This window comes from Sphingobacterium sp. MYb388, assembly GCF_037479535.1.
GTDB lineage: Bacteria > Bacteroidota > Bacteroidia > Sphingobacteriales > Sphingobacteriaceae > Sphingobacterium > Sphingobacterium anhuiense.
This window is the reverse complement of sequence record NZ_JBBGYV010000003.1, coordinates 130,411-143,750: the sequence shown is the minus strand read 5'-3', so window position 1 is coordinate 143,750 and position 13,340 is coordinate 130,411. Positions and strand designations below refer to the sequence as shown.

At 38.8% G+C, this 13,340-nt stretch carries 14 protein-coding genes; 3 read left to right on the top strand and 11 right to left on the bottom strand.

The features are described 5' to 3' along the window. Position 1: 1 nt before the first annotated feature. The 8 genes from WH188_RS11200 to WH188_RS11165 all read right to left on the bottom strand — a co-directional run bounded on the left by WH188_RS11200 (position 2) and on the right by WH188_RS11165 (position 7,920). Complete coding sequence (locus tag WH188_RS11200) at positions 2 to 2,479, bottom strand: SLBB domain-containing protein (RefSeq protein ID WP_339423932.1); 2,478 nt, start codon at positions 2,477 to 2,479, stop codon at positions 2 to 4. A 35-nt stretch (positions 2,480 to 2,514) separates the two neighbouring features. After that, complete coding sequence (rfbA, locus tag WH188_RS11195) at positions 2,515 to 3,375, bottom strand: glucose-1-phosphate thymidylyltransferase RfbA (RefSeq protein WP_339423931.1); 861 nt, start codon at positions 3,373 to 3,375, stop codon at positions 2,515 to 2,517. A 118-nt stretch (positions 3,376 to 3,493) separates the two neighbouring features. Continuing rightward, positions 3,494 to 4,363 (bottom strand): dTDP-4-dehydrorhamnose reductase, encoded by an 870-nt coding sequence (rfbD, locus tag WH188_RS11190; protein WP_339423930.1) that lies wholly within the window; start codon positions 4,361 to 4,363, stop codon positions 3,494 to 3,496. Further along, a complete protein-coding gene (gene rfbC / locus WH188_RS11185) occupies positions 4,350 to 4,910 on the bottom strand; it encodes a dTDP-4-dehydrorhamnose 3,5-epimerase (protein WP_339423929.1) in 561 nt (186 codons plus the stop codon). The genes rfbD and rfbC overlap by 14 nt, the downstream gene beginning before the upstream one ends. A gap of 47 nt (positions 4,911 to 4,957) precedes the next feature. After that, the gene (locus tag WH188_RS11180; RefSeq protein ID WP_339423928.1) at positions 4,958 to 5,248 is read right to left on the bottom strand and encodes a four helix bundle protein; all 291 of its coding nucleotides are present in this window, start codon (positions 5,246 to 5,248) and stop codon (positions 4,958 to 4,960) included. A gap of 156 nt (positions 5,249 to 5,404) precedes the next feature. After that, on the bottom strand, positions 5,405 to 6,457 hold the full coding sequence (gene rfbB, locus WH188_RS11175; RefSeq protein ID WP_339423927.1) for a dTDP-glucose 4,6-dehydratase: 1,053 nt from the start codon (positions 6,455 to 6,457) through the stop codon (positions 5,405 to 5,407). 152 nt (positions 6,458 to 6,609) lie between these two features. After that, complete coding sequence (locus WH188_RS11170; protein ID WP_339423926.1) at positions 6,610 to 7,089, bottom strand: hypothetical protein; 480 nt, start codon at positions 7,087 to 7,089, stop codon at positions 6,610 to 6,612. Positions 7,090 to 7,452: 363 nt separating this feature from the next. Next, on the bottom strand, positions 7,453 to 7,920 hold the full coding sequence (locus WH188_RS11165) for a hypothetical protein (protein ID WP_339423925.1): 468 nt from the start codon (positions 7,918 to 7,920) through the stop codon (positions 7,453 to 7,455). A 161-nt stretch (positions 7,921 to 8,081) separates the two neighbouring features. Between WH188_RS11165 and WH188_RS11160 the strand changes: the two genes are divergently transcribed. Then, entirely contained in the window at positions 8,082 to 9,017 is a 936-nt protein-coding gene (locus WH188_RS11160; RefSeq protein ID WP_132769875.1) for a UDP-glucuronic acid decarboxylase family protein, read from the top strand. A gap of 429 nt (positions 9,018 to 9,446) precedes the next feature. Here the strand turns inward: WH188_RS11160 and WH188_RS11155 are convergent, their stop codons facing one another. The 3 genes from WH188_RS11155 to WH188_RS11145 form a co-directional block, all read right to left on the bottom strand. After that, positions 9,447 to 10,445 carry a mannose-1-phosphate guanylyltransferase gene (locus tag WH188_RS11155; RefSeq protein ID WP_339423924.1) on the bottom strand — a complete coding sequence of 333 codons (999 nt, stop codon included), beginning with the start codon at positions 10,443 to 10,445 and terminating at the stop codon, positions 9,447 to 9,449. A 118-nt stretch (positions 10,446 to 10,563) separates the two neighbouring features. Continuing rightward, positions 10,564 to 10,989: an adenylyltransferase/cytidyltransferase family protein gene (locus WH188_RS11150; RefSeq protein ID WP_132769879.1), complete on the bottom strand. Its 426-nt coding sequence runs from the start codon at positions 10,987 to 10,989 to the stop codon at positions 10,564 to 10,566. A 126-nt stretch (positions 10,990 to 11,115) separates the two neighbouring features. Then, on the bottom strand, positions 11,116 to 11,643 hold the full coding sequence (locus WH188_RS11145) for an adenylyltransferase/cytidyltransferase family protein (RefSeq protein WP_237682844.1): 528 nt from the start codon (positions 11,641 to 11,643) through the stop codon (positions 11,116 to 11,118). Between the two features lie 265 nt (positions 11,644 to 11,908). Here WH188_RS11145 and WH188_RS11140 point away from each other — a divergent pair, with 265 nt between their 5' ends. Both WH188_RS11140 and WH188_RS11135 read left to right on the top strand, forming a co-directional pair. Further along, positions 11,909 to 12,817 (top strand): DUF5106 domain-containing protein, encoded by a 909-nt coding sequence (locus tag WH188_RS11140; protein ID WP_132769880.1) that lies wholly within the window; start codon positions 11,909 to 11,911, stop codon positions 12,815 to 12,817. 10 nt (positions 12,818 to 12,827) lie between these two features. Continuing rightward, positions 12,828 to 13,286: a S24 family peptidase gene (locus tag WH188_RS11135; RefSeq protein WP_132769882.1), complete on the top strand. Its 459-nt coding sequence runs from the start codon at positions 12,828 to 12,830 to the stop codon at positions 13,284 to 13,286. Positions 13,287 to 13,340 lie beyond the last annotated feature (54 nt).

The following is a 13,340-nucleotide window of genomic DNA, read 5'->3' as shown; positions in this document are numbered from 1 at the left end:
ATTATTTTAATAAAGAAACGATAATAGCAAGCATGGATACCACACCAGACGATAGTCCTACGATAGCTTGTGTAGACATTTTTTGTTTAGCAGGTTCTTGCGGAACGACAATCTCTGCACCAGGCATTACTTCTGGGTAAATACGACCGATACCTCTTTGGGTACCTTTAACAGCACCATTGGCGTATTGGATAAAGGTCTTTGATTTATGTGCTTTGGCTGTATATCCTCCGGCCTGATTGACATAATATTTAAGGCTCTTACCTTTTACATAAACAACAGAAATAGGACTTAAAACTTCGCCCACGACTTTCACCGTTTGCAATTGACGGGGTACAGTTAGAATATCACCTTGTTGTAATAAAATATTATATTTTGAGTCGGATTTTTTCACAATTCTAGCCAATTCAATCCCAATATGATTGTTAAAATATAGATTAGTTTTAGAGCTACCTTCTTTTACTTTGTTCAAAATGGAGTTTCTTATCTCTTCACTTTGTATTTCCATTTCATCGGTCAAAGTATCGGTCTTGCTCGCTTGTGAAGTTTGTACCGCAATCTCCGAACTCGTAGCTACACGTTGTAAAGAAGCTCCTTCTAAATAAGCAAACTCTGTAAAACCACCTGCTCTTTTAATTAAATCGGAAATCTTCTCACCTTTTGTCACTAAGGTATAGACCCCGGGATACTTGACCTCTCCTTCGACACGAACCTGTCGCTGAAATTGATATCCTGTACTTGTTCTAATATTGATAATATCAAAAGGTTTTAATTCGAAATCTGATTCTAAAGCTTCTTCTTTGCTATTAAATTTAACCAGCAACAATTCGGAAAGAACAGAATCACGTTCATTGGTATTCTTACGGATACGTCGCGCAATCTCTACGCGCTCTATATTGGCAGCATCGGTCAATCCGCCAGCCATATGGATGGCATTGCCCAAGGTCATATCATCGGCAAATTGAAATTTACCGGGATTACGGACTTCGCCATCAATATTGATATTAATTTCATCTCGCAAATCAAAAATAGAGGTCACGATTACTTTATCCTCGCGTCGCAATACGATATCTTCGATCTCACCATTCAATAATTTCTGCAGATCGAAAGAAATCAATCGTTGGGTGTTGTCGGGATTTAGACGGTTGATATAAGCACGAGTCATAAAGGCATCTTCTTTAATGCCATCCGCTTTGTCCAGCAATTGCATCACAGTCATACCGGGAGTCAATTCATAAAAACCCGAACGGAATACAGCGCCATCAACCTGAACCCGATTTTCATAGCGATCCAAAATTTCTTCTACAATATACTGATCGCCATTACTTGCTTCATATGCCGTAAACTCATCGGCATAAATATCACGGAGTTCACGATCTCTGCGCGTGACCTTAAATACTTTTACTTTAGCGGTATAAGCATTCGGCGCAAAACCTCCTGCATATTTAAGTAAATCAGAGAAATGCTCCCCCTGCTTGGCTTCAAAAAATCCAGGCCGCTTTACTAAGCCCTGAAATTCAACCCGTGTTTGATACACAGGGATATGGATGACGTCTTGATCTTCTAATCTAACATTGCCAGATTGGATACCATTGACTAAGAAGTTGTACGCATCAATATGCCCGATAACAATATTGTTACGAATAACTTGAATATCACGATAGCTTCCTTGATCGGAAGGACCCCCTGCAGCATATAAAGCATTGAAAACCGTAGCTACAGATGGCAAGGTATAGGTCCCTGGCTGTCTAACGAAACCGGTTAACGTAACTTTGATACTACGGATATTTCCCAAATTGAGATCCAAAGTGGTCCTCCCAGTACGAAGTGCTGGATAGGTACTTGACAATCGATTGCTCAATTTTGATTTTGCAGCTTCAATACTTAGGCCCGCTACGGGAATAATACCAACATAATCCACCTTAATCGTGCCTTCAGGGCTAACCTTTAGCTTATAACTCACTTCATTCTCTCCAGTGATATCCAGCAATAGCTGATCGCCAGTACCTATACTATAATTGGCAGGAGTGGCCATATTCATGTTGGGTTCAAACTTGATATTACCGTGGTTGAATAAAGAAGAACCAAATATTTTAGGCTTTCCGTCATCTTGAACTTCACCCACAGAAGTCTCTAATAAATCGCTAGTATTACCGATGCTACGCCCCTGCTCACCCGGATCAACCAAAACAGTTAAATTTTGATCACCGACATCATTGGACTTTAATTTGGACATACGTGCCTTTAACTTAACAAGCTCAGCCTGAGGCATACCTTGCTGCTGCAAAGTATTGTAAAATTCCACATTGGACATCCCTTGGCTCTGCGCACGGGTCATCATCTGTAGAATCTGTTCACTGCTCAATTGCTCCACCTTGATTTTGCTATAATCAACAGCTTGGGCAAATACCGATTGATTAGCACAAATGCTTCCTACAATCAGACTCATAACAAACAACCACAATAATACTCTTTTCATTATATCCCCTGAAATTTTCACAAAAATAGGTAAATTTATTTAATTGATAGGCACAGGTATTCTCCATAACCTGATTTACGCAACGGTTCAGCAATTTTTAATAATTGCTCTTTATCAATATAGCCCATACGATAAGCTACTTCTTCGATCGCTCCGATCTTCATCCCTTGGCGTTCTTCAATTACCTGAACAAACTGAGCCGCTTGCATAAGCGATTGTACTGTACCTGTATCCAACCAAGCTGTACCCCTATCAAAAACAGCAACCTTCAGCCTCTGGCGTTCCAAGTACACTTTATTGATATCGGTTATTTCCAATTCGCCTCTTGGCGATGGTTTAATCTGCTTCGCAATCCCTACAACATCATTATCGTAGAAATATAAGCCTGGAATAGCAAAATTTGATTTTGGTATTACAGGTTTTTCCTCTATTGAAATCGCCTTTTTATCTTCATCAAATTCCACGACGCCATATCGCTGAGGATCTGTAACTTGGTAAGCAAACACCATTCCGCCTTCAATATCAACACAAGATTGTAATAACTGGGACATACCCGAGCCGTAAAAAATGTTATCGCCTAAAATCAATGCCACTTTATCATCACCGATAAAGTCTTCTCCTAGTATAAAAGCTTGTGCCAATCCATCTGGGCTTGGTTGCTCTTTATATTCAAATCGACAGCCAAGCTGCGAACCATCGCCCAATAGCCTTTGAAATTGCGGTAGATCTTGTGGAGTCGAAATAATTAAGATCTCATTGATCCCCGCCAACATTAAAGTCGATAACGGATAATAGATCATCGGCTTATCATACACTGGCATTAATTGCTTACTCACAGCAAGTGTCATCGGATGCAAACGTGTACCTGAACCACCTGCTAAAATAATTCCTTTCATAATTTTTTTTCTATATGGTGAGAAGGTTAGATGATGGTGAGAAGGTTAGAATTTTTCTAACGAACTAATCTCTTAACGATCTAACTTCTTAACTTTCTAATTTTCTAACTAACTTTCCTTACAAACTATCCAAACAAGCAGCTAAGCTATCTCTCCAAAATGGTACGTCTACACCATAAACGGTTTTGATTTTGGTTTTATCTAACAAAGAATAGCTCGGTCTTTTTGCTGGAGTAGGATATGACGTGGTTGGTATGTCATTAATATCACAAGCCAGCTGTTTCAGTTCGCGAATGGCAAGGGCAAAATCATACCAGCTGATCTCACCTTCATTGCTATAATGATACAGGCCTCCCTCCCATTTATCTGAGTTGATGATCGTCACAATAGCCATGGCTAGATCATGTGCAGATGTAGGCGAACCGATCTGATCGTTAATAACCGAGATGGAATCCCGCTCGGACATCAAACGCAACATGGTTTTGACGAAATTTTTCCCATGAGTAGCATACACCCATGATGTACGGATAATAATAGCCTCGGGACACCATTTCTGTATCGCCTGTTCTCCTTTTAACTTGGTCTCACCATATACATTAATTGGGCTTACAGCAGCATCTTCCGTTAAAGGTGTACTGGAATTTCCATCAAATACATAGTCCGTTGAAATCGCAATCAATTGCACACCATGCAAGCGACAATACTGCGCAATCTCGTCTGAAGCAAGGTGGTTCACCTGATCGGCAAGAACCGGTTCTGATTCGGCTAAATCCACAGCTGTGTACGCTCCGGCATGAACAATCACATCAGGTTGATACATCGCCAAGATATCTTGAATCAGCATTGTTTGATCCAATGGAAGCTGTTTACGGTCCAAAAAGTAACATTCCTTACTTAGGTCCTGCTCCAAAATCACTTTCAACTCGCTACCTAACTGACCAGTAGCACCTGTAACAACTACACGTTGCTTCTGATTAACCGATGCCATGTTTCTCTTTAAATGATGCGAATGTCTGTGCTGTTTGATCTTTCTGCGACAAGATCATATCTGCCTCTGGAATACCCCAGTCAATGTCAAACTCTTGATCTAAAGGAAAAACACCATCTTCCGAAGCTTGATGATACTGGTTATCACATTTATAAAAGAAAACCGCAGTTTCAGACAATACGCTAAATCCATGTAAAAATCCACGTGGAACATAGAGCTGCTTCTTATTTTCGGCAGATAACTCCACTGCTACATACTGACCATATGTTGCAGACCCTGAACGTACATCGACAGCAACATCCAAAACTTTTCCTTCCAAAACACGAACCAGCTTAGCCTGAGCATACTCGTCTGCTTGCATATGCAAACCACGTACCACGCCATATTGCGATTGGGATTGGTTATCTTGGACAAATGCTGGTTTCGACCCTACAATCTGCTCAAATTTCTGATCATTAAAGGCTTCAAAAAAGTAACCTCTTTCGTCTTCAAAGACTGTCGGTTCTAAAATAAAGCAGCCTTTTAATTTTGTTTCGTTAAATTTCATTTTTTTATTATGGTTAGAAGGTGAAGAAGTTAGTAGGCTAGAACGGTCTAACTATCTAAACTCTTAATCAACTTCGCTAACATACTTTTTATATAATATACTCTTTTAAATATTTCTTCGTCTCGTTTCCAAAAAGAAAGTCTTTCTGCTAGTTCACGTTGTGTATCCAATTCACTTAAAGAACCCATCGCAATATATAGAAAACGCATAAATTCAGTTTTACCCCTACGTCCAGCTCCTTCAGCAATATTAGAAGGTACTGATGCTGAAGATCGTTTTAACTGACTCGTCAGACCAAATAGCTCTTCTTTCGGAAATGTAGCTGTTATTTTATACACATCTCCACAAGAATCATCGATTCCTGCCAGACCTTTAAGTCTTTGTGAGATTCTATCATAATTAACTTTTTAAAGTTAGACGGTTAGATGATGGTGAGAAGGTTAGTAAGTGAGAATGGTCTAACTAACTAACTAACTAACTAACTAACTAACTAACTAACCTTTATACTGCTTATCGTAATATTTTTGGTAATCTCCGGAAGTGACACTTTCTAGCCAGTCCTTGTTGTTCAAGAACCAATCGATTGTTTTGGAAAGACCTTCTTCAAACGTTACTGAAGGATACCAGCCTAACTCTTTATTTATCTTGGAGGCATCAATAGCATAACGCAAATCATGCCCTGGGCGGTCTTTAACGAAAGTAATCAACTGTTCCGCTGTACCAGCTGGACGACCTAATTTTTCATCTACCTGTTTACATAATTCTTTGACCAAATCAATATTCTGCCACTCGTTAAAGCCGCCAACATTATAAGAATCACCATTCTTACCTTCATGAAAGACAAGATCTATCGCTGTGGCATGATCAATTACAAATAACCAATCGCGGGTGTATTTTCCATCTCCGTAGATGGGTAGTGGCTGACCGTTCAAGATATTATGAATACATAATGGAATCAATTTCTCCGGGAAATGGTTAGGACCATAATTATTAGAACAATTGGTCAGTACGATAGGCAAACCATAAGTATCATGGTAAGCTCGAACAAAATGATCGGAACTCGCCTTCGATGCTGAATATGGAGAATGTGGATCATAAGCAGTCTCTTCAGTGAACAAACCTTCTGCTCCTAACGCACCAAATACCTCATCGGTAGAAACATGATGAAAACGCTTACCTGTAAAATCGTCTTTCCAGATCTGGCGTGCGGCATTCAATAAATTAACCGTTCCGATCACATTCGTCATCACAAATGCGGTAGGATCGGCAATGGAACGGTCGACATGGGACTCTGCGGCTAAATGTATGACACCGTCGGGTTTATATTCTTCAAAAACACGGAACATATCCAAGGCATCGGTAATATCGGCCTTAACAAAGGTGTAATTCGGCTCTTCTTCGATATCTCGTAAATTTTCGAGATTACCAGCATACGTCAAAGCATCTAGATTGACAACATGGTAGTCAGGGTATTTAGTAACAAAATTTCGTACTACATGGGAACCTATAAAACCTGCTCCACCTGTAATTAGGATTGTTTTATTCATAATATGAGTAAAATATTTCTTAACAGCTTAAAGCCCCTTAACGATAATTAAGGGATTAGCATCAAAAGTAATAAGATTTTATGAACAATCAATCACTACAAGCGAGCAAAACAAGCTAAAATGAGGTTTTCAGCTTATTCTTTGCCAAAAATCTATTTTTCTACTTGCTCTTGGTATAGTCCAGATATCGGTACAGCAACTCGAAAAGGTTTAGTCTTGCCACCTTCAAAATGCAATTTCCCGGAAATAGTGGTAAGTACTCCAGTTAAATCTAATGTTGTCAAGTCTCTATTCAATACCTTATAACGGATGGATACCTCAGGATGTGTTAAACTATTGTATTGAAAAGGAAGTGATAAAGACTGATCAAGCTGTATATTGACATCAGGGTGTTTTAAATTTACACTTTTTAGTGTAGCATGCTTTAATTTTTGATCACTGCTGCTGCCATGGATCACAATTACACCGCTCTTCACACTACGATCGCCACTATACTGTCCCGCACGCTCTTGAAAAAGGTAACTGACCGATAATGTGCCATGAGCCGCTAATCGTTGCTTCGAATGCTGTGCTGTCCAAAAATAATAACTGCCAAATAAAAATAATACAATTAAAATAATTACAATAATCATTGTGGGTAAAGGTTAAGGGTTGTAAAATAAAAGAGCATTTATAATGATGAGTAACGTTGTGACCGGCAACTAGTGACTGTAGTAAAAAGTAACGTAGTGGCAATCTAACTTTCTAACCATCTCAACTGATAAACAGTAACATTGTAATGCTCAAAATGGTTTTGCATATAGTAAACATGATTTGCATATATTAACGTAATGAAAAGCCACATCGTATGAATGTAAGCAGATTAATTAGATCTGTTTTGGATACACTCATAAAATTACGCATGCGCCATTTCGATAGCACAAATTTAGACCTAAAAAGTGAACTGTACTTTCTTTTAAAATTAAGTTTCGATGAAACTAGCAAGACCAAAATGCTTATAAACAAAAAAACGAGATAAATGGGGCCTTAATACTGTGATTACATTGGTTACTACAACGATTACTCGCCTCCTCGTGATCGACCACATAAATGGCTGCAGACTCCCGAGTATCATCGGTATCTTTTTTAAAGGCCCAGCCTAAAAATACGATTTTCTTACCATTGACCGTATTGTACATGGTCTTAATAATATGCTGTGCAAATCGTTCTTTCTGATGATCATTTAACAAAATGACCTGCTCCCAATAATCGGCCACAACAGTTAAGTTGTAGGAACGGGCGATATAAACGAGATTTAAAATATATCTCTGAAAACAGAAACCACCAAACCCCACAGATGCTTTCAGGAACTTAGATCCAACCCGGGAGTCATAACCAATGGCACGCGACACTTCATCAACATTCGAACCTACCACTTCACATATCCGAAAATTGCATTGATTGAATATAGCATACAACGACATATAAGTCTTAACCAACAAAATATAAGGAAGTTAAAGCAGCTATATGGATGCCGAAATTATTTATTTATTTGCTACAATTCAATACGAAGAGGAATAAATTTGTCAGACAACTGTGAGATCTATATCTTCGTAATGTTCAACTTTTTATAAAAAAGAGATCCATGAAAAAAAAAATATTGATAACGGGTGGGGCAGGTTTTATAGGATCGCACTTATGCAGAAGATTGCTCGACGCTGGAAACGAGGTGATTTCTTTGGATAATTATTTTACAGGATCGAAAGAAAATATAGCTCCACTATTATCAAACCCATATTTTGAAGCGATCAGGCATGATGTGACCATGCCTTATTTTATTGAAGTGGATGAAATTTATAATCTCGCTTGCCCTGCGTCGCCGATACATTACCAGTTTAATGCGATCAAAACAGTCAAAACTTCGGTGATGGGTGCGATCAATATGCTGGGATTGGCAAAACGGCTTAACGTAAAAATTTTGCAGGCTTCTACAAGTGAGGTATATGGTGATCCGATCATCCATCCGCAAACGGAATCATACTGGGGTAATGTCAACCCCATCGGTATCCGATCTTGTTATGATGAAGGAAAAAGATGCGCAGAAACATTGTTTATGGACTATCACCGCATGAATGATGTTAAAATAAAGATCATTAGAATATTTAATACCTATGGACCAAATATGCATCCGAATGACGGAAGGGTGGTATCGAACTTTATCACTCAGGCGCTAAATAATAAAGATATTACAATTGATGGTGACGGTTCGCAGACCCGAAGCTTCCAGTATGTAGATGATCTTATCGATGGTATGATTAAAATGATGGAAAGCCCTGTTGAAACGATAGGTCCCATTAATATGGGAAACCCCAATGAATTCAGCATTCGTGAACTGGCAGAAAAGGTGATCACGCTGACAGGTTCCAAGTCTAAAATTATCTTTCAGCCTTTGCCTTCTGATGATCCTAAACAAAGGAAACCGGATATTGATCTGGCAAAAGCAAAATTAAACTGGGAACCTAAAATCCAACTGGAAGAAGGACTTATAAAGACCATTGCTTATTTTAAAAATCTGTCTTAAATATGATTGCACCGTTTTTCTTTTGAAATACCGGGCACCTTTTACATAAAAATTGATAACCTCTAAAACAGACCAATTCCCATCTTGATGTAAAGTCAGTTTAACAACAGAATGTTCATGGCTGCATTTAACCGCATTGATCAACAGATTTCGGAGTATTCGTTTCATAATATCCACGTCAAAAAAGATATCCGGTCCCTGTTGTAGTTACAGATCGAAATTGATATTTTTGATTTTTGCAGACAACTGATAATCAGCGATCCACAAAATCACCACAAGCATATATAGGTACTTTATCGCTAAAAAAAATGGGAATCCACATACAAGTAGAATTCCCATTAATGCATAAAATATAAAAAGCCGTATGTTTTTTAATAAAACGTAATCTTACAAAAAAACACGTAACGCTTTTCAGTTTGTTGTATATTTTTAATCGATCAGTTTGGACTGGTGTCGTTCCAGTGTATTGTATATTTTCTTAACATCCTGAGAACTTTCTTTTTGTAAGATCAGGAAGGCATCTTTTGTATAAACCAGGATCGTATTTCTTAAACCAACGAATGCACTGTAAACATCCGTTCCGATCACCATGTTTCCATTTTCATCCGTAGGATGACCGGTATGCTTCAGATAATCATACATCGACTCAAATGAACCCAGATCGGACCAGTTAAAATATGTTGCAACAACGCGAATTTTTTTGGATCGTTCCATCACAGCATAATCAATACTGATCGAGGGAATCTCTTTGGATAATGCCTCATCCAAAATACCATCTTTCTTATGTTGCCAAGCGGCCAAAGCGGTGGCATAAACACGTGGCTCAAACTGCTGTAGTTCCTGCAATAAGGTGTCTGCCCGAAAACAGAACATACCCGAGTTCCACAGGAAATTGCCTCTTTCTATAAAATCTTCCGCTGTTTCTTTATTCGGCTTCTCGCGAAATGAGAGTACCTGATCACCTTTATACTCAATATAACCATACCCGGTCTCCGGTTTGGTTGCCTGGATCCCAAAAGTAACAATATAGCCTTGATTTGCCTTTTCTATTCCTTCTTGAATGGCCTTATTATAACTTTCATCACCCACGATAACATGATCTGAGGGCGTAACAACCAAAATATCATCAGCGTTCGCCGCAAATGCCGCAAATGCAATCGCCGCAGCTGTATTACGTGGAGTAGACTCCACGATGTCAATATACTCCACCCCGCTGCTCTCCATGACCTCGCGACTCAGTTGATTGTTATCTTTATTCCCCACAACAATAACCTGGTTGCATAAATCCCGATTACGATTGACAGTCATCTCAAACAAAGATCCTTCTTTAAATAGAGAAAGATACTGCTTAGGAAAACTTTTACGAGACAGCGGCCATAAGCGGCTCCCCACTCCACCCGATAAAATCACATGTACTATATTGCTCATTCTATTTTTTATATATCTTTTTTGTTATTGGCGTAGTGACTAGTAAAGTAGTACTTTCTTAGTAACGTAGTGACGATAGTGAACCCGTGACGAGTTATCTGCTACCTTCGTTACTCGATTACCTGACTTTCTCCGCTTCCTTTGCCGCAACCTCTTTACGTAGGCCTGTACTTGAAAAACGATGGCTGCGTTTGTTGTAATAGATATCGATAGCTTCTTCAACACAATATTTCTTTCCTGTAAAATCCATATCGCGGTATTCTTCTCCAATGATCCTAACCTGAATAGGCAAGGCTTTAATCATATCGATCAAGTCCTGCTCTGTTTCGTAAGGAATAATCTCGTCCACATAACGGCAACCTTCTAACTGAATATAACGCTCCACAACAGTTTGTGTCGGCGCTGATTTTTCAGGAGAAACTTCCGAAGGATCCGTATTGAGTCCAACAATGAGGTAATCGCAATTGCGACGTGCTTCTTCCAACATCATGATATGCCCGGCGTGTAATAAATCAAATACGCCAAATGTAATTCCTATCTTCATGTAATGTGTTCTTTCTTTTTTTAGTGACGTAGTAACTATAGTGAACTAGTGACGTGTTATGAGCTATCTGTTAATTCATTACCTTTGTTACTTCGTTACTCTGTTACTGCTTTACTCTTATACTTTCTAACCTTTTTCCACCTCATGTTCGGCAACGATACGGCGCAGACCTGAACTTGAAAAACGATGATCGCGGCTGTTGAAATACAACTCGATACCAGACTCTTCACAATACTGGCGTCCCGTAAAATCACGCTCGCGATATTCATCACCAACAATACGCACATCGATCTTGAACGAACGCAACACGTCCTGCAGATCCTGTTCTGTCGCATAAGGTACAATCTGATCCACATATTTACAGCCTTTGAGCTGAATATAACGCTCCACAACAGTTTGTGTAGGTTTATTTTTCTCAGGTCGGTCCAAGGTTGGGTCAGTTTGTAGGCCACAAATTAAATAGTCACACTGACGTTTGGCATCTTCCAGCATCTTGATATGACCTGCATGCAACAGATCAAACGCACTGAAAGTAATGCCGATACGCATTTCTTTAGCAGGTATTGTAATCATATTTAAAATTATAATAACATGAATTAAGTACAGTTTTATTACTATCTCAAAGATAGAGATTATTTGTAATACAAAAGCCATTCCGAAAAGTTCATAAAAATTTAATATTGAATTATGCTAACACAAAACATCGGATTATCCATATTCCAGCCTATACAATTAACAAGTTCTTTATTAATTCATTAAGAAAACATCAAACATTAAGCCTTTACGGTCATACCCTAAACCTGTGTTAAAATTTAATTCTAAAGATGAAAAAAATCAAGCAATTGTTTTTAACTTCACCTCAATTATATTGTATATCAATCACAATATCGCTAAGTTTGTTATCATTAAGCTAATTATAATGAAATGTGTACCCTTTAATGTGCTGTGTCTAGGCATAGCAATCACTTTGTTGTCCATAGCATGCAACCACAATCCAAAGTCTGATCAACAGGACAAGGCAACTACGGTCAACAAAGATATAGCCTATAACGGGGCGGACAGTGCTGTATTAAGCTACTGGGATAAAATTGATATGCAAGATACCTCAAAAATAAAAGATCCGAATATTGGGGAGCAGAAATTAGCGGACTTTATCTCGGCACTCAACTCGGTTTCGGATACTGTAGCGGATCATGCTGTAGCACGCATGTTGGATAAAGCAAAAGTAAACAAAGTAACTTTCGATCATTTTATTAAATTATACGAACACTATCTTTACGAAGGTAATTCGCCTATGCGTAATGATAACCGCTATGAATCTGTACTGCGCTACCTTATAAAAACCGATCAGCTCACAGACCTTGAAAAAGAGGCCTACCGCCCGGTTTATAAATTGGTACAGCGGAATAAAGTAGGTCAAGTAGCCGAAGATTTTAGTTTCGAAACCAGCGATGGCAAAACCCAAAAGTTGTCGGATGTGAAGTCAAAATATACACTACTGTTCTTGTACGATACGGAATGTCCGCACTGCAAGGAAATGATTGCTGCCCTTAAAGATACACCACAAGTTGTCGATCTTTTTGAAAAGAAACAGATCCAGATGGTAACCATCGAACCTTGGGGTGACCGTACTAAATGGAAAAACTTTCAAACGCATCTGGCAGAAAATTGGATCAATGGTTTTGATACCGAATCTGTCATTCAGAAAAAACGACTTTACGATACCAAAGCTTCGCCGACAATCTATCTATTAGATGCGGACAAAAAGGTGATATTAAAAGATACCGAACTGCAACAGGCTCTCCAATATTTCGTCCAGCTCACCTAAGTTAGGAAAGATGGATAAAACAGAACCACGTATCATCACGAATGAGCTGTATTTTGAAGAAGTACAACGTTTACTCCACGAAGGAAAAGAAGTTTGCATCCGCATAAAGGGCAATAGCATGTTACCTTTTATCAAGAATGGAGACCGAGTATTGCTTGAAGCTTATCATGGAACTCCTTTACCCTCAGGAGCAAACATCCTGGCTAAGCATGAAGGAAAGTTTGTTTTTCATCGCTATGTGGGTAAAAAGAATGGAAACATTGTTCTTGCCGGGGATGGAAATATCGCATTGCACGAGTATGTAACATCATCCGATATTATAGCGATTGCTACAAAACATTATTCACAAGACAGTGATCTAGCAAAAGATATCAACAGCACCTGGCCACGGTTTAGGGGTATGAGCTGGTACCGACTAAGGATCGTTAGGAGGGTAATCAGTGCACTAAAAAGAAGGTATCTGACCTAATTTCTTAGAATGCGAAGGATTGATTAACTTTGACTTTACTAATTTTTTAACTTT